Source organism: Pseudoxanthomonas suwonensis J47 (assembly GCF_000513955.1).
Classification (GTDB): domain Bacteria; phylum Pseudomonadota; class Gammaproteobacteria; order Xanthomonadales; family Xanthomonadaceae; genus Pseudoxanthomonas; species Pseudoxanthomonas suwonensis_C.
In genome coordinates, this window is record NZ_AZUZ01000027.1 from 1 (window position 1) to 25096 (window position 25096).

General features: G+C 72.9%; 20 protein-coding genes and 1 riboswitch. Of the genes, 5 read left to right on the top strand and 15 right to left on the bottom strand.

Annotated elements, in window-relative coordinates; translation table 11 throughout:
• Positions 1 to 475: 475 nt before the first annotated feature.
• On the bottom strand, positions 476 to 1306 hold the full coding sequence (gene rsmI / locus M503_RS0108625) for a 16S rRNA (cytidine(1402)-2'-O)-methyltransferase (RefSeq protein WP_028919870.1): 831 nt from the start codon (positions 1304 to 1306) through the stop codon (positions 476 to 478).
• Between the two features lie 74 nt (positions 1307 to 1380).
• Between rsmI and M503_RS0108630 the strand changes: the two genes are divergently transcribed.
• The 4 genes from M503_RS0108630 to M503_RS0108645 all read left to right on the top strand — a co-directional run bounded on the left by M503_RS0108630 (position 1381) and on the right by M503_RS0108645 (position 6318).
• Positions 1381 to 3135: a penicillin-binding protein activator gene (locus M503_RS0108630; RefSeq protein WP_081720991.1), complete on the top strand. Its 1755-nt coding sequence runs from the start codon at positions 1381 to 1383 to the stop codon at positions 3133 to 3135.
• A 4-nt stretch (positions 3136 to 3139) separates the two neighbouring features.
• Positions 3140 to 3523 (top strand): YraN family protein, encoded by a 384-nt coding sequence (locus M503_RS0108635; protein WP_028919868.1) that lies wholly within the window; start codon positions 3140 to 3142, stop codon positions 3521 to 3523.
• A gap of 60 nt (positions 3524 to 3583) precedes the next feature.
• Positions 3584 to 4969 (top strand): FAD-binding oxidoreductase, encoded by a 1386-nt coding sequence (locus M503_RS0108640; RefSeq protein WP_028919867.1) that lies wholly within the window; start codon positions 3584 to 3586, stop codon positions 4967 to 4969.
• A gap of 185 nt (positions 4970 to 5154) precedes the next feature.
• Positions 5155 to 6318 (top strand): MalY/PatB family protein, encoded by a 1164-nt coding sequence (locus M503_RS0108645; RefSeq protein WP_028919866.1) that lies wholly within the window; start codon positions 5155 to 5157, stop codon positions 6316 to 6318.
• A 28-nt stretch (positions 6319 to 6346) separates the two neighbouring features.
• On the opposite strand, the gene thiL is transcribed toward M503_RS0108645, so the two are convergent.
• The 10 genes from thiL to M503_RS0108700 form a co-directional block, all read right to left on the bottom strand.
• Positions 6347 to 7342, bottom strand: coding sequence for a thiamine-phosphate kinase (gene thiL / locus M503_RS0108650; RefSeq protein WP_028919865.1), 996 nt, complete (start codon positions 7340 to 7342; stop codon positions 6347 to 6349).
• 147 nt (positions 7343 to 7489) lie between these two features.
• Positions 7490 to 7966 carry a transcription antitermination factor NusB gene (gene nusB / locus M503_RS0108655; RefSeq protein ID WP_028919864.1) on the bottom strand — a complete coding sequence of 159 codons (477 nt, stop codon included), beginning with the start codon at positions 7964 to 7966 and terminating at the stop codon, positions 7490 to 7492.
• The gene (ribH, locus tag M503_RS0108660) at positions 7963 to 8430 is read right to left on the bottom strand and encodes a 6,7-dimethyl-8-ribityllumazine synthase (RefSeq protein ID WP_024870011.1); all 468 of its coding nucleotides are present in this window, start codon (positions 8428 to 8430) and stop codon (positions 7963 to 7965) included. The genes nusB and ribH overlap by 4 nt, the downstream gene beginning before the upstream one ends.
• Positions 8431 to 8711: 281 nt before the next feature.
• Positions 8712 to 9806: a 3,4-dihydroxy-2-butanone-4-phosphate synthase gene (gene ribB / locus M503_RS0108665; RefSeq protein ID WP_028919863.1), complete on the bottom strand. Its 1095-nt coding sequence runs from the start codon at positions 9804 to 9806 to the stop codon at positions 8712 to 8714.
• The gene (locus M503_RS0108670) at positions 9803 to 10420 is read right to left on the bottom strand and encodes a riboflavin synthase (protein WP_028919862.1); all 618 of its coding nucleotides are present in this window, start codon (positions 10418 to 10420) and stop codon (positions 9803 to 9805) included. Before M503_RS0108670 ends, ribB begins: the two co-directional genes overlap by 4 nt.
• A gap of 147 nt (positions 10421 to 10567) precedes the next feature.
• Positions 10568 to 10750, bottom strand: a riboswitch (FMN riboswitch).
• Positions 10751 to 10874: 124 nt separating this feature from the next.
• Positions 10875 to 11969, bottom strand: coding sequence for a bifunctional diaminohydroxyphosphoribosylaminopyrimidine deaminase/5-amino-6-(5-phosphoribosylamino)uracil reductase RibD (gene ribD / locus M503_RS0108675; protein ID WP_028919861.1), 1095 nt, complete (start codon positions 11967 to 11969; stop codon positions 10875 to 10877).
• A complete protein-coding gene (locus M503_RS0108680; protein WP_028919860.1) occupies positions 11969 to 12445 on the bottom strand; it encodes a GNAT family N-acetyltransferase in 477 nt (158 codons plus the stop codon). The genes ribD and M503_RS0108680 overlap by 1 nt, the downstream gene beginning before the upstream one ends.
• A gap of 8 nt (positions 12446 to 12453) precedes the next feature.
• Entirely contained in the window at positions 12454 to 12993 is a 540-nt protein-coding gene (gene nrdR / locus M503_RS0108685; protein ID WP_024870006.1) for a transcriptional regulator NrdR, read from the bottom strand.
• 123 nt (positions 12994 to 13116) lie between these two features.
• Positions 13117 to 14400 carry a serine hydroxymethyltransferase gene (gene glyA / locus M503_RS0108695; RefSeq protein WP_028919859.1) on the bottom strand — a complete coding sequence of 428 codons (1284 nt, stop codon included), beginning with the start codon at positions 14398 to 14400 and terminating at the stop codon, positions 13117 to 13119.
• Between the two features lie 237 nt (positions 14401 to 14637).
• Entirely contained in the window at positions 14638 to 15090 is a 453-nt protein-coding gene (locus M503_RS0108700; protein ID WP_028919858.1) for an RcnB family protein, read from the bottom strand.
• A gap of 257 nt (positions 15091 to 15347) precedes the next feature.
• Between M503_RS0108700 and ettA the strand changes: the two genes are divergently transcribed.
• Positions 15348 to 17012, top strand: a complete 1665-nt coding sequence (gene ettA, locus M503_RS0108705; protein WP_028919857.1) for an energy-dependent translational throttle protein EttA — start codon at positions 15348 to 15350, stop codon at positions 17010 to 17012.
• Between the two features lie 58 nt (positions 17013 to 17070).
• Here the strand turns inward: ettA and M503_RS0108710 are convergent, their stop codons facing one another.
• The 4 genes from M503_RS0108710 to bcsZ form a co-directional block, all read right to left on the bottom strand.
• On the bottom strand, positions 17071 to 17811 hold the full coding sequence (locus M503_RS0108710; protein WP_197017200.1) for a DUF3667 domain-containing protein: 741 nt from the start codon (positions 17809 to 17811) through the stop codon (positions 17071 to 17073).
• 149 nt (positions 17812 to 17960) lie between these two features.
• Complete coding sequence (locus M503_RS0108715) at positions 17961 to 19223, bottom strand: cation:proton antiporter (protein WP_028919855.1); 1263 nt, start codon at positions 19221 to 19223, stop codon at positions 17961 to 17963.
• A gap of 294 nt (positions 19224 to 19517) precedes the next feature.
• Positions 19518 to 23957 (bottom strand): cellulose biosynthesis protein BcsC, encoded by a 4440-nt coding sequence (locus tag M503_RS0108720; protein ID WP_028919854.1) that lies wholly within the window; start codon positions 23955 to 23957, stop codon positions 19518 to 19520.
• The gene (gene bcsZ / locus M503_RS0108725) at positions 23939 to 25096 is read right to left on the bottom strand and encodes a cellulose synthase complex periplasmic endoglucanase BcsZ (RefSeq protein WP_231472348.1); all 1158 of its coding nucleotides are present in this window, start codon (positions 25094 to 25096) and stop codon (positions 23939 to 23941) included. The genes M503_RS0108720 and bcsZ overlap by 19 nt, the downstream gene beginning before the upstream one ends.

Sequence of the window (25096 nt, forward strand, 5' to 3'; positions counted from 1 at the left end):
GTTCCCGGATGCGCTGCGCTTATCCGGGCTACGAAAGATGCGGGGATGCCGGCGTCTTCAAGCCCCTCTCCCACCGGGAGAGGGGTTGGGGAGAGGGTCGGTATGCCAGCGTGGCGAGAGGTCCCGACCATCACCCCTGCCCCTCTCCCGGTGGGAGAGGGGAGAGAACGAAGCCACGACCCAACGCGCCGAAAGACGCGGTAGCGCGGGGGTATGGCGCAAGCAGGCCATGGATGGCCTGCGTTCGCGCGTTGGAGCCATGGACGGCGGAACCGCGCGATGCGCCATAACCCCGCGCTGCCCCGGCTCCGTCCGAAGCCAACTACGCCAATGCTTTCAAGCAGTGAACTGTGGATGCGGTGAGGCAGCTGGCGCATGGCGACGCGCCAGACGTCGCCAGCGCCCTCGTTCATTCCCGGCGCCTTACCACTCACTACCTCTTACTTGCTTGTACCCCGTGGCCCGGAAGGGCGACTCACTCGCCCGAACCGCCACCGTAGAGTGCCTTGCGCGGGGCCCCGGTGATCTCGGCGGCGAGCCTGGCGGCGGCGGAGGGCGGGAGCTGCTTCGCCAGGATGGCGTGGACGCGGCGGCCTTCGGCCAGCTTGGCGTCGGTGTCCTCGCCCACCCCCTGGACCACCAGCACGAACTCGCCCTTGCGCTGGTTCTCGTCGGCCAGCACCCGCTCATGGAGGCTGGCCAGGTCGCCGTCCAGCACCGTCTCGAACAGCTTGGTCAGCTCGCGCGCCAGGACCGCGGGGCGCTCATCGCCGAAGGCCGCGCGCAGGTCGGCCAGCGACTCGTCGATGCGGTGCGCCGACTCGTAGAAGACCAGCGTGCGCGGCTCCCCGGCCAGCGCCCCCAGCCGCTCGCGGCGCGCCGAAGCCTTGGCCGGCAGGAAGCCCTCGAAGGCGAACCGGTCGCTGGGCAGCCCCGCCACGCTCAGCGCCGCGATCAGCGCCGACGGCCCCGGCACCGGGCTGACCCGCACCCCCGCCTGGCGCGCCGCCCGCACCAGCCGGTAGCCCGGATCGCTGACCAGCGGCGTGCCCGCGTCGCTGACCAGGGCCAGCGACTCCCCGGCCAGCAGCCGCGCCACCAGCCGCTCGGCCATCTGCTGCTCGTTGTGCTCGTGCAGGGCCAGCAGCGGCGTGCCGATGCCGAAATGCCCCAGCAGCTGCGCGCTGCGCCGGGTGTCCTCGGCGCAAATCGCGGCCACCTCGCGCAACACCTGCTGGGCCCGCGGCGAAAGATCGCCGAGGTTGCCGATGGGCGTGGCGACGACGTGCAGGGTGGCGGCGGGCATCACAGGTCCAGGTCCGGGGGGAAAGGTAGAATCCTAAGCCCTTTCACCGACCGGCCCGGCCCCGACGGATGGACATGCACAACCACACCGCCCCCGCGACGCGCCCAATCCGCCTGCGCTGGCTGGCGCCATGCCTGGCCACCCTGCTGGCCGCCGGCTGTGCCAGCGTGGCCACCGCGCCCTCGGCGGCGCCGGAGCACGCCGCCGCGCTGGCCCAGCTGGAACAGGGCCAGGCGCGCGAAGCGGCGCAGCGCCTGGAAACGCTGGCGACCAGCGCCCGCGGCACCCAGCGCAATGCCCTGCTCGCCGACGCCGCCTTCGCCTGGCAGGAAGCCGGCGACGCGGCCCGCGCCCGCAGCCTGGCCGCCCAGGTCGACCTGCGCCGGGTCGCCGGCGCCAGCCGCGCCCGCCTGGCACTGCTGCAGGCCGAGTGGGCGATCGCCGGGAACCAGCCGGCCAATGTCCCCGCGCTGCTGGCCGGCAGCGATCCGTCCCTGCTGGCCGCCCCGCTGCAATCGCGCTGGCACCTGGCCGAGGCCCGCGGCCTGGAAGCCACCGGCGACCCGGTCGGCGCCGCCGCCGCCCGCGCCCGCGCCGATGCCGGCCTGCAGGGCGACGCCCGCACCGCCAACCGTGAAGCGATCGACCGCCTGCTGGCCGGCCTCGACGACGCCACCCTCTCCGCGCGCGCTGCCGCCCTGCCGGCCGGCGACCCGCTGTACAACTTCGCCGGCCGCGCCCTGGTCCGCCGCGGCCTGCCGCTGCCGCGCCCGTTCGACACCGCCCAGGCCTGGAACTTCGACCAGCGCGCGCCCGCTGCCGCCGACGGCTACCGCCCGCCGCGCAAGCTCGCCGTGCTGCTGCCGCTGACCGGCCAGCTGGCCACCGCCGCCGGCCCGGTCCGCGACGGCCTGCTCGCCGGCTACTACGCCGAACGCCGCCCGCGTCCGGCGATGACCTTCTACGACACCGGCGGCACCCCCGCTGGCGCCCAGGCCGCATACGCACGGGCGGTGGCCGAGGGCAACGACTTCGTGGTCGGCCCGCTCGGACGCGACGAGGTCAGCGCGGTGTTCAGCGGCGCCGACAGCGGCGTCTCCAGCCTGGCGCTCAACCGCGGTACCGTCGCGCCGCCGCCGGGCCACCTGGCCTTCTCGCTGGCGCCGGAGGACGACGGCATCGTCGCCGCCGACTACCTGCTGGCGCGCGAGCACCGCAACGTGCTGGTGATCGCCGGCAGCGACGAGAACGGCCGCCGCACCGTGGAAGCGTTTCGCGCGCGCGTGCAGGAACGCGGCGGCAACGTCGCCGCCGTGGTCAGCGTCGGCGAGGAACCGGGCGACGTCTCCGCGCAGCTCGCGCAGGCCGCCGCAGCCGGCGCGGACTCCGTGTTCCTGGCCGTGCGCGGTCCGCAGGCGCGGGCGCTGGCGCCACAGCTGGCCCTGGCCGGTTTCGCCGCGCGCACCCGCGTGGCCGGTTCGCAGCTGACCTCCGGCACCGGCCGCGCCGAGGACGACGTGGTGCTCGACGGCATCGTGTTCCCGGGCGAGGCCTGGCAGGCACGTGGCGTCGCCGGGCTGCCGTCGTACAGCCAGGTTTCGGACATGCTGCCGACTGCCCGCGGTCCGGCCGCGCGCCTGTTCGCCTTCGGCCACGACGCCTGGCTGATCACCGCCTTCCTCGAACGGCTGGTGCGCAGCACCGACGGCGAGCTGGCCGGCGCCACCGGCAGCCTGCGCTCGGACGGCTTCGGCAACATCGTGCGCCAGCCGCAGTGGTCGACCTTCCGCGGGGGCGTCGCGGTGCCGGTGTCCGGCGGCAGCTACTGAGGCCATGCTCGACCGTCGCGCGCGCGGGCAGCTCGTCGAAGCCGCAGCGCGCGGGCGCCTGGAGCGCGCCGGCCTGCGCACGCTGGCGGCCAACGTCGGCTACCGCGGTGGCGAACTCGACCTGGTGATGCTCGAACACGGCCCTTCCGGCGACACCGTGGTGTTCGTGGAAGTGCGCTACCGCGCCGCCTCCTCCTTCGGTGGCGGCTTCGCCTCGGTCGACCATGGCAAGCGGCGCAGGCTGGTCCGCGCCGCGCAGCTGTACCTGGGCTCGCATCCGCGGCTGGCCCAGTTGCCCTGCCGCTTCGACGTGGTCGAAGCTTCCGGCGATCCGGCCGCGCCGCAACTCGACTGGCTGCGCGACGCGTTCCGCCTGGATGACATCTAGCCGGCCCAGGTCCACTGCGCGGCGTTCGATGCTGCTGGCGTGCGGGCCTACAATCGGCCGATGACCGCCGCCCTGCCCCCCGCGCTCGACACCACCCTTGCCGACCTGCTCGGCCCCGAAGGCTGGCTGACGGGCGAAGTGGCGCGGCGCGCGCACGGCGAAGACGATTCGCGCATGTCCGCCCTGCCCGCCGCGGTGGCGCTGCCGCGCGACCGCGAACAGGTGGCGGCGATCGTGCGCGCCTGCCGCGAACACCGCGTGCCGATCGTGGCGCGCGGCGCCGGCACCGGCACCGCCGGCGGCGCGGTGCCGTTCGCCGGCGGCGTGGTGGTGTCGTTCGCGCGCATGGACCGGATCCTGGAGATCCGCCCCGGCGACCGCTGCGCGGTGGTCGAGCCGGGCGTGCTCAACGGCGACCTGCAGCAGGCGCTGCAGCCGCACGGGCTGTTCTGGCCGCCGGATCCGGGCAGCTACGAGCGCTGCACCATCGGCGGCAACCTCGCCTGCAATGCCGGTGGCCCGCGCGCGGTGAAGTACGGCGCCACCCGCGACAACGTGCTCGGCCTGGTCGCGGTGACCGGCAGCGGCGAGGTGATCCGCTGCGGCGGACCGTGGACCAAGGACGCCACCGGCTACGACCTCACCCACCTGGTGATCGGCAGCGAAGGCACCCTCGCCCTGGTGGTGGAAGCCACCCTGCGGCTGGTGCCGCGCCCGGCCGCGCAGGCCGGGCTGCGTGCGCTCTACCGCGACGCCTCCGCCGCGACCGCCGCGGTATCGCGGCTGATGCGCCAGCCGCAGGTGCCGGCGATGCTCGAGTTCCTGGACGCCAGCGCCATCGCCCTGCTCCGCCGCAACGGCGCCGAGGTGCCGGAGGCCGGCGCGATGCTGCTGGTCGAGGCCGACGGCGACCACGACACCCTGCCCTACGCGCTGCAGGCGCTGGCCGATGCGGCCACCGGCGACGGCATGCTGGCGCTGGACGTGGCCACCGACGGCAGCGCCCGCGACCGCCTGTGGACCGCGCGGCGCGCGCTCTCGCCGGCGCTGCGCAGCATCGCCCCGGGCAAGATCAACGAGGACGTGGTGGTGCCGGTGTCGCGCATCCCCGAGTTGGTGTCCGGGGTCGAGGCGCTGGCGGCGCAGCATGCGCTGCCGATCGTGGTGTTCGGCCATGCCGGCAACGGCAACCTGCACGTCAACATCATGTACCACCCGGACGACGCCGCCGAAACCGCGCGCGCGCAGGCCGCGCTGGAGCAGGTGTTCGCGCTGGTGCTGTCGCTGCAGGGCACGCTGTCGGGCGAACACGGCATCGGCGTGGCCAAGCGCGACTGGATGCCGCGTGCCCTCGACGCGGCCACCCTGGCGGCGATGCGCGCGGTGAAGGCGGCGCTGGATCCGGACGGGATCCTCAACCCCGGCAAGGTCCTCCCGCCCGTGTAGAGCGGGGCTCGCCCCGCTGCTCTTCCCGTAGAGCGGGGCTTGCCCCGCTGCTCTTCGCGTCCGCGGGCACATCGGGCGTGGGAGTCGGGCAAGCCCGACTCTACAGAACCGCGGGCCGGGATCGCGGCTACGCCGCACATGCATGGCGGATGCGAGAATGCCGGCGCACACGGCGGAGCGATGGCTTGGACACCTCGGCATTCGATTCGATCACCCTGGAACAGCTGCGCGCGCATGGCGGGCTGAAGTGGCGCGCGTTCCCGGACTGCATCGGCGCCTTCGTCGCCGAGATGGACTTCGGCATCGCCGCGCCGATCCGCCAGGCGCTGCACGCCGCGGTCGAAAGCAGCCAGCTCGGCTACCTCTCCGCCGCGCCGCTGCGGGCGATGGCCGAGGCCTGCGCCGACTGGCAGCGCCGCCACCACGGCTGGGAGATTTCCGCGGATGCGATCCGTGCCGTGCCCGACGTGCTCGGTGCGCTGGAAGTCGTGTGCCGCCACTACCTGCCGGCCGGCGCCATGGTCGCGGTGCCGGTGCCGTGCTACATGCCGTTCCTGCCGCTGCTGGCGCTGCTCGGCCACCCGGTGCGGCAGGTGCCGATGCGGCGCGGCGACGCGGGCTGGACGCTGGACGAGGACGCGCTGGACCGCGCCTTCGCCGACGGCGCGCGCATGCTGCTGCTGTGCAATCCGCACAATCCGATCGGCAAGGTCTACCGCGAAGACGAGCTGCGCCGGATCGCGGCGATTGCCGCGCGCCACGACGCGCGTGTGTTCGCCGACGAGATCCACGCACCGCTGGTCTATCCCGGCCACCGCCACGTGCCCTACGCCAGCCTCTCCGACGAGGCGGCGCGGCAGGCGATTACCGCGGTGTCGGCTTCGAAGGCCTGGAACCTGGCCGGACTCAAGTGCGCGCAGCTGGTGTTCACCCGCGCGGAGGACCTGCAGCGCTGGCGCGGGATCGGCCACTTCGCCGGCAACAGCACCTCCACGCCCGGGGTGATCGCGCACACCGCGGCCTGGCGCGAGGGCGATCCGTGGCTGTCGGCGGTGCTCGACTACCTGCATGGCAACCGCGAACTGCTCGGCCGGCTGCTGCGCGAAAAGCTGCCGCAGCTCGGCTACGTCGAACCGCAGGGCACCTACCTGGCCTGGCTGGACTGCCGCGCGCTGCCGCTGGACACCGCGCCGGCCGCGTTCTTCCGCCGCCACGCCCACGTCGCGCTGACCGATGGCGCCGAGTGCGGCGACGGTGGCGAAGGCCACGTGCGGCTCAACTTCGCGATGCCGCGATCGCTGCTGCAGGAGGCGGTGGAACGGATGGCGGCGGCGGTGGCGCAGCTCTGATCCGGGGCGGCGACGAGCGAAGTCCCGCTCAGCCGAAATGCACGTAGCCGCTGCGCGGCGGCTGCCACTGGCCGCCGTGGGCTTTCAGCGCGCGCACGCCGCTGCCGGCGACGATGCGGCCGATGCGGGCGGCCTCCACGCCCGCCAGTTCCAGCGCTGCGGCGACATGGTCGCGCAGCGCCGGATCGGCGGTGAAGCACAGCTCGTAGTCGTCGCCACCACTGGCCTGCAGTGCATGCCGCACCGATGGTTCGAATGCGGCGGCCAGCGCCGGCGATGCCGGCAGCTGCGCGATATCGATCTCCGCGCCGACCGCGCTGCGCGTGCAGATGTGTCCGAGGTCGGCGAGCAGGCCGTCGGAAACATCGACGCAGGCGCGGGCCAGGCCGAGCAGGCGGCGACCGGCTTCCACGCGCGGGGTCGGCCGTGCCAAGCGTGCATGCAGCGCCGCGGCCACGTCCGTGGATACCGACGAGGGCATCTGCCCTTCCGGGGCTGGCATGTGGCCGTCGAGCACCAGCGCCGCCGCCGCATCCCCCAGCGTCCCGGTCACCCAGACGTCGTCGCCGACGCGCGCGCGGTCGCGGCGCAGCGCGGCGCCGGTTTCCACCAGGCCCATGGCGGTGACCGCGATCGACAGCGGGCCACGCGTGGTGTCGCCGCCGACGAGGGCGATGCCGTGCAGGGCGGCCAGTTCCGCGAAGCCGTCGACGAAGGCGCGCAGCCAGGCCGGATCGGCTTCCGGCAGCGAGAGCGACAGCGTGCACCAGGCCGGGCGCGCGCCCATCGAAGCCAGGTCGGACAGGTTGACCGCCAGCGCCTTCCAGCCGATGTCGGCCGGCGCGGCGTCCTGCGGGAAATGCACGCCGGCGTTGAGCGTGTCGGCGGTGACCACCAGCTCGTGGCCAGGCGGCACGCGCAGCAGCGCGGCGTCGTCGCCGATGCCCAGGGCCACGTCGCCCCGCGCGGCGGCAAGGGCGCCGGTGCGCGCGCGGACCAGGTCGATGAGGTCGAATTCGGCCATGCCTGCCATCTTGCCCGCTACGGACGGCGGGCGGCTACGTCATGCGTCCGCTGGCGGACGGAACCGGTGGCAATGAAGCGCTGCGCGGCGCGGCGCAGGCCGCGCAGAAACGCCGTGTGGGGCGGGCGCCAGCGCGCCCGCACGGCCTCAGCGGCCGTTGCCGTTGCGGCCGGCCTGCACTTCCACGGGCCGCCACTCGGCGCTGGCGCGGTCGAGCACGCCGTTGACGTAGGTGTGGCCGTGTTCGGAGCCGAAGCGCTTGGCGGTCTCGATCGCCTCGTTGATCACCACGCGGTACGGCACGTCCGGGCGGTGCAGCAGTTCGTAGGCGGCCAGGCGCAGCACGGCGCGCTCGATCGCGTCGACTTCCTCGACGCCGCGGTCCAGGTGCGGGGCCAGGGCCACGTCCAGGCCGGCGCGCTCGGCGATCACGCCGCGCACCAGGTCCTCGAAGTACTCGAGGTCGGCGACTTCGTGGGCCTGTTCGTGGGCGAACTGGGCGATCACCTGCTGGGCGTTGCCGCCGGAGATCTGCCAGGCATAGATCGCCTGCAGGGCGCGGCGGCGGGCGCGGGCGCGCAGCACCGGGTCGATGCCGGGGCGGGTGCGGTGGGGACGGTTCATGGCAGGCGCTCCAGCAGGTTGATCATTTCCAGCGCGGCAAGCGCGACTTCCTCGCCCTTGTTGCCGTGGCTGCCGCCGGCGCGGGCCTCGGCATCCTCGAAGCGTTCGACGGCCAGCACGCCGTTGAGCACGGGCACGCCGGTGTCGAGGGCGACGCGCATCAGGCCTTCGGCGCAGAGGTCGGCGACGTGTTCGTAGTGGCGGGTGTCGCCGCGGACGACGCAGCCCAGCACGACGAGGGCGCGGTGGTTGCCGGCAAGCGCGAGCTGGCGGGCGGCGACCGGCAGTTCCCAGGCGCCGGGCATGCGGACGACGTCGACGGCATCCTCGGGCACGCCGTGGTCGGCCAGGCAGCGACGGGCGCCGGCGACGAGGGCGTCGGTGATGCGGGCGTTCCAGCGGCTGGCCAGGATCGCGATGCGGGCGCCGGCCGGCAGGCGGAGGTCGCCTTCGTAGAGGGTCATGGGTTACGGGTCCTCGGGGGTCGCACAGTTTACCGGACGCGGGATCGGGGGGCGTCCGGGATTGGCCCGGAAGGCGGGTTGATGGACAGGGAGCAGAAGCGCGGCGGCGGGGACGGGGCTGGGGGCGCGCCGCCGTGGCGCCCCTGCCGCTCGTGTCCCCCGGCGCCGGCCAAGGCCGGCGCCTCCTCCTTTACCTCCCGTCAGGGGCGCCAAGGCGACGCTTCGACAGGTGGCGGGACCTCCAGGAGAACCGAGCTCGCCTTGTTGCTGCGGCAAGCCGCTTACGGGGTGAGGTACTCGACGACTTCCAGGCCGTAGCCGGCCAGGCCGACCTGGCGGCGCGGGGTGCCCAGCACGCGCAACCTGCCCAGGCCGAGGTCGGCCAGGATCTGCGCGCCGGCGCCGTTGCGCCGCCACTGGCCGACGTCCTTGCGGTTGGCCTGGATCTCCGGTTGCTTGCGCAGGCGCGCCAGCAGGGCCTCGGGGTCGCGCGGCTCGGACAGCACCACCATCACGCCCTGCCCTTCGGCGGCGATCGCGCGCAGGGCGTCGGTGGCGGCCACGCCGAAGTCGTCGCGGCGCCAGTGCAGCAGGTCGCTCAGCGGGTTCTCGACCTGCACCCGGACCAGGGTCGGGGTGGCCTTGTCGGGGGTGCCGCGGACCAGGGCGAAGTGCAGTTCGTGGGCGATGCGGTCGCGGTAGGTCAGCAGGCGGAACGGGCCGAACTCGGTGTCGATGTCGCGTTCGTCGACGCGCTCGACGGTGTGCTCGTTGGCCAGGCGCCAGGCGATCAGGTCGGCGATCGAGCCCATCTTCAGGCCGTGCTCGCGGGCGAACACTTCCAGCTCGGGGCGCCGGGCCATGGTGCCGTCGGGGTTCATGATCTCGACCAGCACGCCGGCCGGCTCCAGGCCGGCGAGCATCGGCAGGTCGCTGGCGGCCTCGGTGTGGCCGGCGCGGGTCAGCACGCCGCCGGGCTGGGCGATCAGCGGGAACACGTGGCCCGGCTGGCTCAGGTCGCTCGGCTTGGCGTCCGGGCGCACCGCGGTGCGGATGGTGTGGGCGCGGTCGTAGGCGGAGATGCCGGTGGTGACGCCCTCGGCGGCCTCGATGCTGACGGTGAAGTTGGTCTGGAACTGCGCGGTGTTGCGCTGGACCATCGGCGCCAGGCCGAGCTGGCCGCAGCGCTCGCGGGTCAGCGACAGGCACACCAGGCCGCGGGCGTGGGTGACCATGAAGTTGATGTCGGCCGGGCGCACCAGCTCGGCGGCCATGATCAGGTCGCCTTCGTTCTCGCGGTCCTCGTCGTCGACGATCACCACCATGCGGCCGGCACGGATCTCCTCCAGCAGTTCGGGGACGGGCGCGAAGTTCATGCCGCCGCTCCTTCGCCGCCGGCACGCGCGCCGAGCAGGCGCTCGACGTAGCGGGCGACCAGGTCGACCTCCAGGTTCACCGCCTCGCCCACCTTCGTCCCGGCGAAGCGGGTGTTGGCGACGGTGTGCGGGATCAGCGCGACCTCGAAGCCTTCGTCGTCGACCTCGTTGACGGTGAGGCTGACGCCGTCGACGCAGATCGAACCCTTCTTCGCGATGTACTTCAGCAGCGGCGCCGGCGCGGCGAAGCGCCAGCGCTGCGCGCGCGCATCCTCGTGCACGGACAGCACCTTGCCGATGCCGTCGACGTGGCCGCTGACCAGGTGGCCGCCGAGGCGGTCGTCCGGGCGCATGGCGCGCTCCAGGTTGAGCGCGGCGCCTTCGGCCAGCGTGCCCAGGGTGGTCAGGGACAGGGTTTCGGTGGAGGCATCGGCCTGGAACGATGCCGCGTCGAACGCGATCACGGTCAGGCATACGCCGTTGACCGCGATGCTCTCGCCGAGGCGGACGTTATCGAACGGCAGGTTGCCGGTGGCGAAGGTGAAGCGGACATCGCCGCCGCGGGGCTCGCGCGCGGCCAGGCGGCCGACGCCTTCAATGATGCCGGTGAACATCAGCACACCTCCCGCGGGAGGCATCGGGGCTGCGTCGGGGCCGCGCCGCCGGCGCGGGACACTGGGTGGAACTTCATCGCGTTTTCCGCCTGTTGCTAGCGAAAAACGTCCCGGGGCACGGGCGGACGCCCGGCACGGGCCGGGCGGCTGCGTCTTCTTTCATCCGGACTCTAGGGCGTGGACTGACCACGCCTCGACCGTCGGCTCCGGCATTGGACCGGATCTGCTGCCTTCCGCCGGTTGCCGGCCGGAAGCGCTCGCGGGCTCGCGCCATGCCGAAGCACCGCGCCTACCGCCGGTGGGGAATTCCACCCCGCCCTGAAGACGTTGTTTCTGGTTGTGGGGAACGCCGGCGAACCGGCCCGCGCATTCTACCGCAGGCGGCTGCATGCCTCATGTCCGGGCCGGAACACTCCATCCACGCCCCGGCCGGGCCCGGCCGGCGAGGCCGCCCTCAGGCCTGGCGCGGCCGCAGCAGCAGGCGCCGGTCGGAGCCGAAGGTGGCCTCGTCGACCACCTCGAAGCGAAGGGCCTGGGCCATGGTGTCGAGGCCGAGCCCGGCGAACAGCGGCCGCGCCGCGTCGCCCAGCAGCAGCGGCGCCTGGTACAGCAGCAGCTCGTCGACCAGGCCGGCGCGCAGCAGTGCGCCGCACAGGGCCGGGCCGGCTTCCACCTGGAGCTCGTTGACCCCGCGCTCGCCGAGCAGGCGCAGCGCCGCCTCCAGGTCGAGGTGGCCGTCGCGCAGGGGCACGGCAGCGAACTCCGCCTCCAGGCCCGGCGGCGGCACGCCATCGGGACCATGCAGGTACAGCGTCGGCGCGCTGCCATCGCGGACCTTCGCGCGCTCCAGGCTGCGCAGGCGGCTGTCGAGGACCACGCGCAGCGGCGGCACGAGATCGGCGCCCTCGCCGACCCGCGCGGTCAGCGCCGGGTCGTCGGCCAGCACGGTGTCGGCGCCGGTGAGGATGGCGCTGCTGCGCGCGCGCCAGCGCTGCACGTCGGCGCGCGCGGCCTCGCCGGTGATCCATTTCGATTCGCCGCTGGCCATCGCCGTGCGCCCGTCCAGGCTGGCGGCAAGCTTGATCCGCAGCCACGGCCGGCCGCGCTGCACCCGCGACAGGAAGCCGCGGTTGAGCTCGCGCGCTTCGTCCTCCAGCAGCCCGGAGGCCACCTCGATCCCGGCCGCACGCAGGCGGGCGAAGCCGGCGCCGTCGACGCGCGGGAACGGATCGCGCATCGCCGCCACCACCCGGGCGACGCCGGCGGCGACCAGCGCATCGGCGCACGGCGGCGTGCGTCCGTGGTGGGCGCAGGGTTCCAGGGTCACGTAGGCGGTTGCGCCGCGCGCGCGTTCGCCGGCGTCGCGCAGGGCGAACACTTCCGCGTGCGGCTCGCCGGTGCGCGGATGCCAGCCCTCGCCGACGATTTCGCCGTCGCGGGCGATCACGCAGCCGACCATCGGGTTCGGGCGCGCGGTCCACAGGCCGCGTGCGGCCAGCTGCAGCGCGCGGGCCATCAGCTCCTGGTCGCGGGCGTCGAAACCGTCCATCAGGCTTCCCCCGTGCATTCGATCGCCATCACCTGCACGTGCAGCGGCCCCAGCGTCACCTGCGCATGCTCGCGCCAGCCCCGCGCGCGGTACCAGGCGACCAGCGCCGGCGTGCAGTACAGGTACAGCTCCCGCACGCCCAGCGCTCCGGCCTCGGCCACGCCGCGCGCGGCCAATGCCGCGCCCACGCCCTGCCCGCGCGTCTCCGGGCGCACGTACAGGCTGGCCAGCCACGGCGAGTACTGGCGGATGTCCTGGTGGTCTTCCTGCAGCAGGCTTACCGAACCGAGCCAGTCGCCGGCATCGTCCAGCGCCAGCAGGGTGGTCGGGATCGCACGCGCCTGCGAGTGCGAACGCAGTTCCTCGGCCGCCTGCGCCACGGTCCAGTCCGGCAGCAGCCGGCCGAAGGCCTCGACGTGCGCGGCGGCGAGCGCGTCGATGTGCCGCGGGTGGTCACGCAGCCACTCGATGCGCATGGCCGCGGTCAGCGTTTCCGGCTGCGGTCGGCGTGCCGGTCGATCGGTACGACCTCGCCGCCCTGCAGCAGCGGCAGCTGGCCGCTGCCCGGCGGCAGGTCGCGCTCGAGCTTCTCGATCTCCTCGCGGAAATCGGCCACGTCCTCGAAGCTGCGGTAGACCGAGGCGAAGCGCACGTAGCCGACATGGTCGAGCTTGCGCAGCTCGTCCATCACGAACTCGCCGATGCGCCGGGACGGCAGCTCGCGCTCGCCGCTCATGCGCACGCCGTGCACCACCGCGCGCACCGCGGCCTCGATCTGCTCCTCGGACACCGGGCGCTTCTGCAGCGCGCGGTCGAAGCCCTGGCGCAGCTTCTTGGCGTCGAACTGTTCGCGGCGGCCGTCGCTCTTGATGATCGCCGGCAGCTTCAGTTCCACCGTTTCCAGGGTGCTGAAGCGCTCACCGCAAGCCTCGCAGCCGCGGCGGCGGCGGATCGTCGCGCCGTCCTCGGACACGCGCGAATCGATCACCCGGGTATCGTTGTGCTGGCAGTACGGACAATGCATCGGACTTCCTCAGCGGGCCCCGCACTCGCAGGGGATGGCGGCCACGTCAGCGGCGATGGCCTCGCGGGCCACCACCGCCAACCATGCCGGAGCCCGGCCGGGCTCCATCCCGACCGGTCCCGCTCAGCCGTAGACCGGATACTTCCGGCACTGCTCGGTGACCTTGGCGCGCACCGCGGCGATCACGCCCTCGTCGTTCGGCGCGTCGAGCACGTCGGCGATCCAGTTGGCCAGGTCGACGCAGTCCTGCTCGGTGTAGCCGCGGGTGGTCACCGCCGGGGTGCCCAGGCGCAGGCCCGAGGTCACGAACGGCGAACGCGGGTCGTTGGGGACCGAGTTCTTGTTGACGGTGATGTGGGCCTTGCCCAGCGCGGCCTCCGCGTCCTTGCCGGACACTTCCTTGCCGATCATGTCGACCAGCATCAGGTGGTTCTGCGTGCCACCGGAAACGATCTTGTAGCCGCGTGCGATAAGGGTGTTCGCCATGGCTTGGGCGTTCTTCACGACCTGCTGCTGGTAGGCCTTGAACTCCGGCTCCAGCGCTTCCTTGAAGGCCACGGCCTTGGCCGCGATCACGTGCATCAGCGGACCGCCCTGGATGCCCGGGAACACGATCGACTGCAGCTTCTTGGAGATTTCCTCGAACTGTTCGCCGGCGCCCTGGCTGGCGGAGAGGATGATGCCGCCGCGCGGGCCGCGCAGGGTCTTGTGGGTGGTCGAGGTGACCACGTGCGCGTGCGGCAGCGGGTTCGGGTACACGCCGGCGGCGACCAGGCCGGCGACGTGGGCCATGTCCACGAACAGGTACGCGCCGACCTTGTCGGCGATGGCGCGGAAGCGCGCCCAGTCGATCACCTGCGAGTAGGCCGAGAAGCCGGCCACGACCATCTTCGGCTTGCGCTCCACGGCCAGGCGCTCGACCTCGTCGTAGTCGATCAGGCCTTCGTCGTTGACGCCGTACTGGATGGCGTTGAACAGCTTGCCCGAGGCATTCACCTTGGCGCCGTGGGTCAGGTGGCCGCCGTGGGCCAGCGACATGCCGAGGATGGTGTCGCCCGGCTGCAGCAGGGCGAAGTACACGGCCTGGTTGGCCTGCGAGCCGGAGTGCGGCTGCACGTTGGCGTACATCCCTTCCGTGGAGCCGGCGCCGAACAGCTGCTTGACCCGGTCGATCGCCAGCTGCTCGGCGACGTCGACGTATTCGCAGCCGCCGTAGTAGCGCTTGTGCGGATAGCCTTCGGCGTACTTGTTGGTCAGCACGCTGCCCTGCGCTTCCATGACCCGCGGGCTGGCGTAGTTCTCGCTCGCGATCAGCTCGACATGGTCCTCCTGGCGCCGGGCCTCGTCGGCGATCGCCTTGGCCAGTTCGGGATCGTAGGCTTCGATTCGGGCGTCGCGCGGGTACATCGGCTCTCCAGGGGCGTGCGGGCGGGGGTGCTCAGGCCCGAAATTGTAAGCCCGGCGGCAGGTTGCCGCCATTGAAGGGGGTCGCGGAATCCCGCGCCCGACCGCTGTGGACGGCCGGGAAGCACCCGCTGCGGCCCTCTTCCGCCCTCCTGCCGGCCTTGGCCGTGCCCCGGAAACGCAAACGCCGCCCCGCAGCGACTGCGGGACGGCGCCTGGGCGAACCCCGGAGGGAGCCGGTCAGTGGTGCAGGATGATGTCGGCGATGATGCCGGTGGCTACCGCCACCAGGAGCATGTCGCCGCGGTCGTCGCGGATCCAGTGGTGGCCGTGCGGCGGACGGCGCAGGTGGTAGCGGTCGTAGTCGTGCACCACGTAGACCGGGCCCCGGTAGTAGTCGCGGTAGCGGTGGCCGCGCACCCAGCCGTACGACGGCGCCGGGCGGTAGACCACCCGCGGCTCGCGGTAGCGGGCATCGCGGTAGCCGTCCTTGTAGCCGTTGCTGTAGTGGCGGCGGTCGTCGCGGCGGTCATGGCCGTGGCGGTGGTGGGGCTTGTCGTGGCCGCGGCCGCGGTCGTTCCAGCCGTGGTGGCCGCGGTCGTGGCCGGGGCCGCCAGCCGCCAGGGCCGGGGCCGCGACGCCCAGTGCGAGCAACGAGGTCATCGCAACGGCAATCACTCGGTTCATCTTCATGGCGGCACTCGCTGGTGTTGGGTGGGACGGGTCCAATCTTGTTCACGGCGCATGAACGGATTCCGACTGGAACCGTTTCCCGTCAATACCTTCCCCGGCCCGTTCAGCCAGCGGAAATCCCGGCGCCCGCCTTGGCTTGCGGGGCACCCTGAGCGCCGGGGCCAAGCCCGCGATCGGGCTATAATTGCGCGTTCCCCTTCCAGCCGGGATCCCGTCCGTACGCCGGCCGGGACGCGGTCGCGCGCTACGGAGACAGCATGTCCTCGCAATACATCTACACCATGAACCGGGTGTCCAAGGTGGTCCCGCCGAAGCGGCAGATCATCAAGGACATCTCGCTGAGCTTCTTCCCGGGGGCCAAGATCGGCCTGCTGGGCCTCAATGGCGCCGGCAAGTCCACCGTGCTGCGGATCATGGCCGGCGTCGACCAGGACTTCGAGGGCGAGGCCCGCCCGCAGCCGGGCATCAAGGTCGGCTACCTGCCGCAGGAGCCGGAGCTGGATCCGGAGATGACCGTCCGCGAAGCGGTCGAGGAAGGCGTCGGCGAGGTCCTGCAGGCGCAGGCCGCGCTGGAGAAGGTCTATGCCGCCTACGCCGAGGAAGGCGCCGACTTCGACGCGCTGGCCAAGGAGCAGGAGCGCCTGGAGGCGATCCTGGCCTCGGGCGACGCCCACACCCTCGAGCAGCAGCTGGACGTGGCCGCCGACGCGCTGCGCCTGCCGCCGTGGGACGCGAAGATCGGCAAGCTGTCCGGCGGCGAGAAGCGCCGCGTCGCGCTGTGCCGCCTGCTGCTGCAGAAGCCGGACATGCTGCTGCTCGACGAACCGACCAACCACCTCGACGCCGAGTCGGTCGAGTGGCTGGAGCAGTTCCTGGCCCGCTACACCGGCACCGTGGTGGCGGTGACCCACGACCGCTACTTCCTCGACAACGCCGCCGAGTGGATCCTCGAGCTCGACCGCGGCCGCGGCATCCCGTGGAAGGGCAACTACACCGAGTGGCTGCAGCAGAAGGAAGAGCGCCTCAAGCAGGAAGAGAACCAGGAGAAGGCGCGCCAGAAGGCGATCGCCAAGGAACTGGAATGGGCCCGCCAGAACGCCAAGGGCGGCCGCTCCAAGGGCAAGGCGCGCCTGGCCCGCCTCGACGAGCTGCAGTCGGTCGAGTACCAGAAGCGCAACGAGACCAACGAGATCTTCATCCCGCCGGGCGAGCGCCTGGGCAACTCGGTGATCGAGTTCAGGAACGTGTCGAAGAAGTTCGGCGAGCGCCTGCTGATCGACGACCTGAGCTTCATCGTGCCGGCCGGCGCGATCGTCGGCATCATCGGCCCGAACGGCGCCGGCAAGTCGACCCTGTTCAAGATGATCACCGGCCAGGAAAAGCCGGACACCGGCGAGATCGTGATCGGCCCGACCGTGAACCTGGCCTACGTGGACCAGAGCCGCGGCGCGCTGACCCCGACCAACACCGTGTTCCAGGAAGTCTCCGGCGGCCTGGACATCCTCAACATCAACGGCATCGAGATCCAGTCGCGCGCCTACATCGGCCGCTTCAACTTCAAGGGCCCGGACCAGCAGAAGCTGGTCGGCTCGCTGTCCGGCGGCGAGCGCGGCCGCCTGCACATGGCCAAGACCCTGCTGCAGGGCGGCAACGTGCTGCTGCTCGACGAACCGTCGAACGACCTGGACATCGAGACCCTGCGTGCGCTGGAAGACGCGCTGCTGGAGTTCCCCGGCAACGCCTTCGTGATCTCGCACGACCGCTGGTTCCTGGACCGCATCGCCACGCACATCCTCGCCTTCGAGGGCGACTCGCACGTGGAGTTCTTCCAGGGCAACTACCGCGAGTACGAGGAAGACAAGAAGCGTCGCCTCGGCGACGAGGCCGGCCCGAAGCGCCTGCGCTTCAAGGCCCTGAAGTAAGCGCTGCACCGAACGCCCGCCACCTGGCGGGCGTTCTTCTTCGTGGACGCCGCAAGGCTCAGCGCACCAGCGCGGCCACGGCGAACGCGGCCAGGGTGATGGCCGACTGCACCACCGTGTACAGGCACAGGCCCAGCGCGCCGCGCAGCACGGACTTCCACCACGGGTAGCCGGCGAACTGCGCCAGCGAGAGCAGCTGGAAGACGATCGCGCAGGACATCGCCCAGCCCGTCGCACCCGGGATCCAGCGCTGCAACAGCAGCCCGGCGATCCAGAACATGAAGGCCTGCACGGTGAGGAAGGTGCTGATCACCAGCCACTCGGGATAGTTGAGGCCACCGACGCGGTGGAACGCGACGCGGAGGGCCAGCGCTTCCACCGGCAGCAACAGCAGGGTGATGGCCGCGAAGTGGCGGTTCGCCCAGGCCTGCACCGCCCTCGCCGAATCCTGCGCCGCGAGCACCGCATCCGGATCCGGATTGCCGGACATTTCGACGCCCGCGAGCACGGCCGAGCCGATGACGTCGCCGCCGGCGGCGACGCGCCCTACGAGCACGACCGCCGCGGCCCCCAGCAGCAGCAGCGGCAACGGCCTGGCCTGGCGCGCGCGCCGGCCCTCGATGTAATCGCGCATCAGCCGCCCGGGACGCAGCAGCAGGTTGCGCAGCGAATAGCCCAGCCCGCGCTCGAGGTTCAGGACGCCATGGCGGACCTGCTCGGCCAGGCAGGTCCAGTCGATCCGGCGTGCCGTCGCCGGCTGGCCGCAGCCTGGACAGAAGTTGCGCACGGGCCCGCCCACGGCATGTCCGCACTCCACGCACTGCACTGCATCCGGCATTCGCGTCTCCCCGCGCACTGGCCCGGCATCATACCTGCCGCCGCAGGCAGGGCCACGACACGCCTGCCCTGCCCGGCTCCGGTCTGCCTGCTCGGGGAAGTCCGCGCCAGCTAGCGGTCCGGTTGCAGCCCGTGCGCGGCGGCGCCCGCCGCCAGGCGTCCGCGGCCGTAGAACAGGCTCAGCAACGGCGAGGACATCAGCGTGGTGACCAGCGTCATCGCGAACAGCAGGGTGAACAGCTCCGGCCCGATCAGGCCCGCATCGAAACCGATCCTGATCACGATCAGCTCCATGAGCCCGCGCGCGTTCATCAGCGAACCCACCGCCAGGCTGTCGCGCCAGCCGTAGCCACTGAGCCGGGCGCCGGCGGCACAGCCGATGATCTTGCCCGCCACCGCCACCAGCAGGATCAGCGCCAGCGCGCCGAGGCCGGCGCCGGCGAAGGCGTGGCTGGTGGTGTTCTGTCCGGCCAGTGCGAACACCACCGGCATCAGCAGCAGCACCGCCATCGGTTCGATCCGGCGGACCAGGTAGTGCAGCAGCCATTCCTCGCGCGGCAGGCACAGGCCGAACAGGAACGCGCCCAGCACCGCATGCAGCCCGACCCACTCCGCCGCCGCCGCGCAGGCCAGCACGCCGATCAGCAGCCACACCATCACCCACGGCGGCGGCTCCGCGGTGCCCGGGTGCGGACGCAGCAGGCGCGCATACAGCGGCTTCAGCAGCACGAACACGACCGCGACCAGCGCCACGCCGCCACCGATCGCCAGAACCACGCTGTCGCCGGAGCCGCCGCCCGACAGCGCCAGCACCAGGGCGAGGAAGATCCACACGCAGGCGTCGTCGATGACCGCGGCGCTCAGCGCCAGCCGGCCGGGCGTGCTCCGCGCCAGGCTGCGGTCCTTGAGGATCCGCGCCAGCACCGGGAACGCGGTCACCGACATCACCGCCGCGATGAACAGCGCGAACGGCCAGTAGCCCACCCCGTCGGGGGCCATCCGCCGGTACAGCCACGGCGCCAGCGCCAGGCCCAGCAGCAGCGGGAAGGCGATGCCCAGCACGCCGATCGACACCGCCGCGCGCACCTGGCGGCGGTCGCCGTCCGGCGCGCGCAGTTCGGCGCCGACGATGAGCATGAAGAACGCCACGCCGATCGTGCCCAGTCCCGAAAGCGCCGGCAGCGACGTGGGCGAGAACAGCGCCGCGTGCGCGCCGGGCAGCAGCGCGCCGAACACCATCGGTCCCAGCAGCAGGCCCGCCGCCATCTCGCCGATCACCGGCGGCTGGCCGAACCGGCGCAGCACCCAGCCGCACAGCCGCGCCAGCGCCAGGATGGTGACCAGCTGCAGCAACAGCACGGTGGTGGGATTCATGCAGCCCTCTTCGCCGGTACTGGACCTCGACAACCGCACCCGGGGGCATGGCGCGGCTCCGTCGAACGGAACTGGACCCTGCCGGCCAGCGGATATTGGCACGACGCGAAGCGGAAGTGCGGGGTCTGCAACCGCAGATGCGAGGGCACGCCGGCGACCGAAGGTTTCGCCGGAAAGTGCATGCGGAGAGGAGAAGCGGCCGGGTGCCGGGGCGGGCAGCGATGGCCCCGACGCACGGCGCGCGCGTCGGCTCCGGTCCCGGCAGCGCAAGGCTGCCGGGACCGGCTGAACGGCTCAGTCGGCGTAGGGCGAACGCACCGGCTGCGGCTGCCGGCCGAGGTTGGCGCCGAAGCGGTCGAGCAGGAAACGCAGGTACAGGTTGGTGCCGTACTGGCGGTAGTCGCGGGCGTTGTTCAGGTCTACCCGGCCGCCGAGGAACAGCTGGCGCGAGAGCTGCCACTCGGCCGCGGCGCTGAGGTTGTACGACAGGCCGGTATGGCTCTGCGCCGCATACACCGGTTCGACGTACTCCGGCACCAGGCCCAGCAGCGCGGCGATGGACGCGGCGTCGTAGGCGGCCTGCTGCAGCTGCGGATCGTCCGGGAAGTACGGCGCCGCGTCGACCTTGAAGTGCTGCACGCCGATGCTGGCGTCGACCTGCCAGGCCACCGTGCGCGCACCGTTGCGGCCGTTCCAGTGCACCGGGAAGCCGACGTCGATGTACTCCTGCGGGCTGAAGTAGCCGCCGTGGCCGAAGGTGAAGCGGCTGAGGTTGCGGTCGTAGCGCATCGCGGTCAGGTTCAGGCCCGCGGTCAGCGACTGGTTGTCGCGTTCGAGCGCATGCGCGTACACGCCCAGGCCCAGTTCCTGGCGGTCGTTGCCGGCGACGTTCTCGCCTTCCAGGCGATGCGCGGAGATGTTCGCGTAGCCGCCGACCTGGCCGTTGTCGATGGTCGCGTCCAGGCGCGCGCCGGTGGCGGTCACCCCGCCCCAGGCCAGGCCGGTGCGCGGATCCTCGACGCCGGCGAAGGACAGCAGGCTGTCGGTCACCGGACGGCGCGAAGCCTCCACCGACCAGGTCAGGCTGTCGCCGGCGCGGCCCTGGTAGCCGATGCCACCGACCACCTGCGAATCGCCGAAGCTCAGCGGGGTGCTGCCAATGTCGGCGTGGAAGCCACCCTGCTCGTAGCCCACCGACACGCCGACGCCCGCGGCATCCTGGCTGCCCACCGGCCGCGCGCCGGCGGCATTGGCCACCATCGCGCGCAGGGTGTCATGGAACTGCACCGGCGTCTGGCCGGCGGCGCTGCCGGAGGCCAGCGCCTTCAGCCGCGCCTGCTCCTCGCCGTTCAACGCGCGGGCAAGCGTGGTATTGCCGAGCAGCTGCGCGGCGATGTCGCCGATCGCCATGCCGCCCAGGTCGCGCGAGAGGATGAAGGCCGGCAACGGATCGGCGTACAGCGCCTCCATCGCCTGGGCACGCCGCTCGGCCGCACTGAGGCTGCCATCGGTCTGGTTGAACAGCTCGAAGTAGCGGCCGCTCTGCATCGCGTTCTCGTAGATCAGCTCGCGCGTGGCAGTGCTGTCGCCGCGGGTCAGCAGGACGCGGTAGATCGACGAATCCAGCAGCGCGTCGACCGGCGCGCTGTCGGCGGCCAGCGCGCCGGCAAGCGCGGCTTCCGGACCGGCGCCGAAGCGGCTGGCCTGGTTGTAGTCCGTGCCGACCTCGCCCGCATCGAGGATGGTCGGGGTGACGGCAACGCGCACCTTGCCGTCGCCGACGGCGAAGCGGCCTTCCAGCGGCACCTCGAGGTCGTCGAGGCGGCCGAGGCCGGCCTCGCCGTCGCGGCTGCGGTAGGACGCACCCACGCCGAGGCTGCTGCTGGTCTCGCCGCGCAGTTCGCGCAGCTCGTCGACCAGGCTCGGCGCCGCGCCGGCGGTGGATGGCGGCACCATTGCCGGTACCGGTGCGGCCACCACGTCGCGACGACCGCGCTGCGGCGGCGGCAGCGCGGTCGCGGCCATGGCTGGCGCACTGGCGCTGACCGGCGCCGGCAGGCCGTCCGCATCCAGCGACACGCCCGCCGCCGGAAGCGCGGCCGGCACCATCGTGGACCCGCCGTAAGGCATCGGTGCCGGGCTCGCGGCCATCGCCGGCAGCGGCAGGCCGTCGCCGCGCAGCGCGGCATCGCGCACGCCGGTGCCGTTGATGCCGGCGAAGGGATTGAACGCACGCCCGCCGCTGCCGGCGAACGCGCTGGACGCGGCCGGGTAGCCGATGTCCTGCTGCCCGGCGCCGCGCGCCTGCGCCGCCAGCGCGGCGCGGAAATAGGTTTCGGCCTTGCGGTTCTTGCCGGCGGCGCGATAGACGCGACCGGCCGCGGCCAGCACCTGCGGCGACTGCGGCGCCTGCGCCAGCGCCTGCTGCAGGTAGGTCTCCGCACTGGACAGGTCGCGCATCGCCGCCGCGGCGCCAGCCGCCGCGACCAGCGCATCGGTGTCGCCCGGCGCCAGCTGCAGCTGCTGCCGGTACAGCGCCAGCGCCTGGCCGTGGTCGCCGGCCGCCTCGTACAGGCGCGCCAGCGCGGCGATCGCGCGCGGGTCCTGCGGCTGGCTGGCCAGCACCGGCGCCAGTGCCTCGTACGCGCCCTCGAGGTTGCCGAGCTCGCGCAGTGCATCGACCTGGCGCATCACGTAACCGGTGCGCAGGTCCTGGTAGCGCTTGGCCTGCGCCGCGGACATCGGTTCGTCGCGCAGCTGCCGCAGCATCGCCGAGGCTTCCACGTCCTGGCCGGCGCGCAGCAGCACCGAGGCGTACTGCAGGCGCGCCTCCAGCCCCGCTTCCGGCCCCTGCACCAGGCGCTGGGCAAGCACGAGCGCGCGCTGCTGGCTGCCGATATCCGCGTAGGCGCCGGCCAGCGCGGCGGCCGTGGCCGGACGTTCCAGGCGTTCGCCCAGCGCCGATTCGACCCGCGCCAGCAGCAGCTGCGCTTCACCGTTGCGCCCTTGGGCCATCAGCGAACGCGCCTGCGCGCCCTGCAGCTCGATCCACGCCGCATCGTGCAGCGCGGTGATTTCGGCATCGCGCGCGGCGGCGGGGATCTTCTCGAGGTTGGCGTACACCGCCGCCCAGTCGCCCTGGTCCTGGGCGAACAGCGCGCGCGCGTGCAGCACCTGCGGCGTTTCTTCCTGCGCGAGCAGGCCGTCCATGATCCCGCGCGCCTGGTCGGGGCGGCCGGCGCGCTGGTACAGGCGCGCCAGTTCCAGGCGCAGCCACGGATCGCGCGGCTGCGCCAGCAGCGCATCCTCCAGTTCGATCCGGGCCACCTCGGTCTCGCCGGCGGCCAGCGCCTGCTGCGCACGGGCGCGCGCGGCGCTGGCACGCAGGGTGGCGGCGCCACCGGCCTTCTCCTGCTGCTCGGGCGTCAGCCGCGCGAACAGCGCCGCGGCTTCGGCGGCGCGACCCTGGCGCGCGTACAGCGCGGCCAGGCCCTGCAGCGCGCCGGCGTTGCCGGCGTCCAGTTCCAGCGCCTTGCGGTAGTTGCGCTCGGCCGCGGCCGGATCGCTGCCGTCCTGCAGGCCGGCCAGGACGATGTAGCCGGCGGCCTCGCGCGGCTTCAGCCGCACCGCTTCCTCGACCCGGGCCAGCGCATCGGCGCCGCCGCTGCCGCCGCGCACCTCCTGCAGGGTCTGCCAGTAGCGCGCGGTATCCGCCGCCGTGCGCCACTTCGAATTCGCCGCGGCGGCCTTGCGCAGCAGCTCGCCGGCCTCGGCGAAGCGCTGCTGCTGCAGGCGCACCGAACCCAGGCCGCCGAGCGCTTCGGCATCGCCGGGACGCGCGCGCAGCACCTGGGCGAAGCGCGCCTCGGCGGTTTCGACCTTGCCTGCATCCAGCGCGGCGAAACCTTCGCCGAGCAGGCGCCGGTTGGGATCCTCCTGCACGGCGGCCGCCGCGGCGCGTTCGCGCAGCTGTGCCTGCTTCGCCGCGACCTCGCGGTCGTTGGGCTGCTTCTCGAGGAAGGCCTGGAACAGCGGTTCGTCGGTGCGGCTGGCATTGAGCCACAGCAGCGCCTGGCGCCATGCGGCGCGCGCCGGGCCGCCGACCTGCGGATGCGCCGACAGCGCCTGCAGCCTGGCGATGCCTTCGCGGCGGCCGGGTTCGCGGTAGGTCAGCACCTGGGCCAGGGCCAGCGCCACCGAAGGTTCGCTGCGCCGGGCGGCGAGCTGGCGCAGGCCGTCGCACGCGCGCTCCCAGCCGTCCGGAGTACCGGCCAGCACCTGGTAGTACTCCAGCGCCACGTCGTCCGACGGGCCGGCCTTGCCGAACACCTGGTCGTAGGCGGCCACCGCCTCGGTGTAGCGGCCCGCCGCTGCAGCGCGGCGCGCGGCCTGCAGCGGGCTGGTGCCGCCGCCACCGCCGAGCGCGGCGCGCAGGCGCGCGGTCTGCGGCGCATCGGGGTGCGCCGCCTGCAGCTGCTGCAGGCGGCGCTGCGCTTCGTCGCGACGGCCCTGGTTGAGGTCGATCAGGCCCAGGCCGAGCAGCGCGTCCGGCTGCTTCGGATCGGCGGCCAGCAGTTTGCGCCAGGCATCGGCGGCGAGGTCCTCGCGGCCCTGGTCGAGCCAGTAGTTGCCCTGGTTGACCAGCTGCTGGGTGGCCGAGCCCTGGGCCAGGGCCGACGCGGTGAGGACGGACAGGCCGACCAGGCAGATCGGCTTCAGCGACTTGCGGAACATTGGGTACTCCAGGCGGGCAACAGCCGCCCGTCAGCGGAAAAGCGGAAACGGCCGTCCAGCCAGCCCTTGCCGAACAGGACCAGGCAGCGGTCGTAGTACGGCAGGGCCTCGGCGGCGGCACCGGATGCGGGAACGAGCCGGGCCTGCGCGCGCAGCTGCGCGGTGGCGCCCAGGGCGGAGAGGTAAGGCAGCAGTGCGGCGGCGAACCCCGGCGGCGGCGTGCCATGGCCGACGCCGTTGCGCGTGTCGATCTTCTCGGCGAACGCGCCCTGCGCGCGCAGCATGCCCATCGGACCGGACAGCGCCTGCAGCAGGCGCGCGCGCAGCGGATCGGCGGCGTCGGTCATGCCGGCCCACAGGTAGGTGCGGATCGCGTCGTAGCTGCCGATGGCGCCCTTCTCCGGGTCGACCACGAAGGCGCGCCCGTTCCAGGCGATCCAGTCCGGCGCGAAACCGGCCGGCGAGGCCAGCCGCTGCAGCTCGACGCCGCGCTCGGCGATGCGCGCCCACGGCCCCTTCGGCTCGAGCGCGGCGAAGCGGCGCAGCACGAACAGCGGCAGGTAGCAGGGATTGAGGATCCAGCGGTCCTTGCGCACGAAGCCCTGCGTGCCCGGCAGCAGCATCGGCCCGAAGCCGGGCAGCTCGGCGACTTCTGCCGTACGCATCAGCGCCAGGATCTGCCGCGCGGCCTCGACGAAGCCGGGACGCTTCCACAGCCGCCCCGCCTCGGCCAGCGCATAGGCGATCCACAGCTCGCCGTCGGCGGCGGAGTTGCCATCGAGCACGCGCCAGCTGCCATCGCCGGCCTGGCCCCACAGCCACGCCGGCAGGTTGAGGTCGGCGCGGCCGGCGCAGAGGTTGCGGCGGGTCCAGGCCAGGATCCGCTCGAACAGGATGGCGTCGTTGTCGACCAGGGCGAAGAACAGCCCGTAGGACTGGCCTTCGGAGGTGCTGCGCAGGTCGGGGTTGGCGAAGTCGACGACGCGGCCGTCGCGCTCGACGTGCCTGCGCACGAACGCGCGCCATTCCGGCCATTCGCCGCAGCCGGCCGCGCGTGCCGGTGCCGGCAGCGCAGCCAGCGCCGCGCCGCCCAGCAGGGCGGCCAGCAGCTCGCGGCGCTGGAACAGGTACCGCTCCAC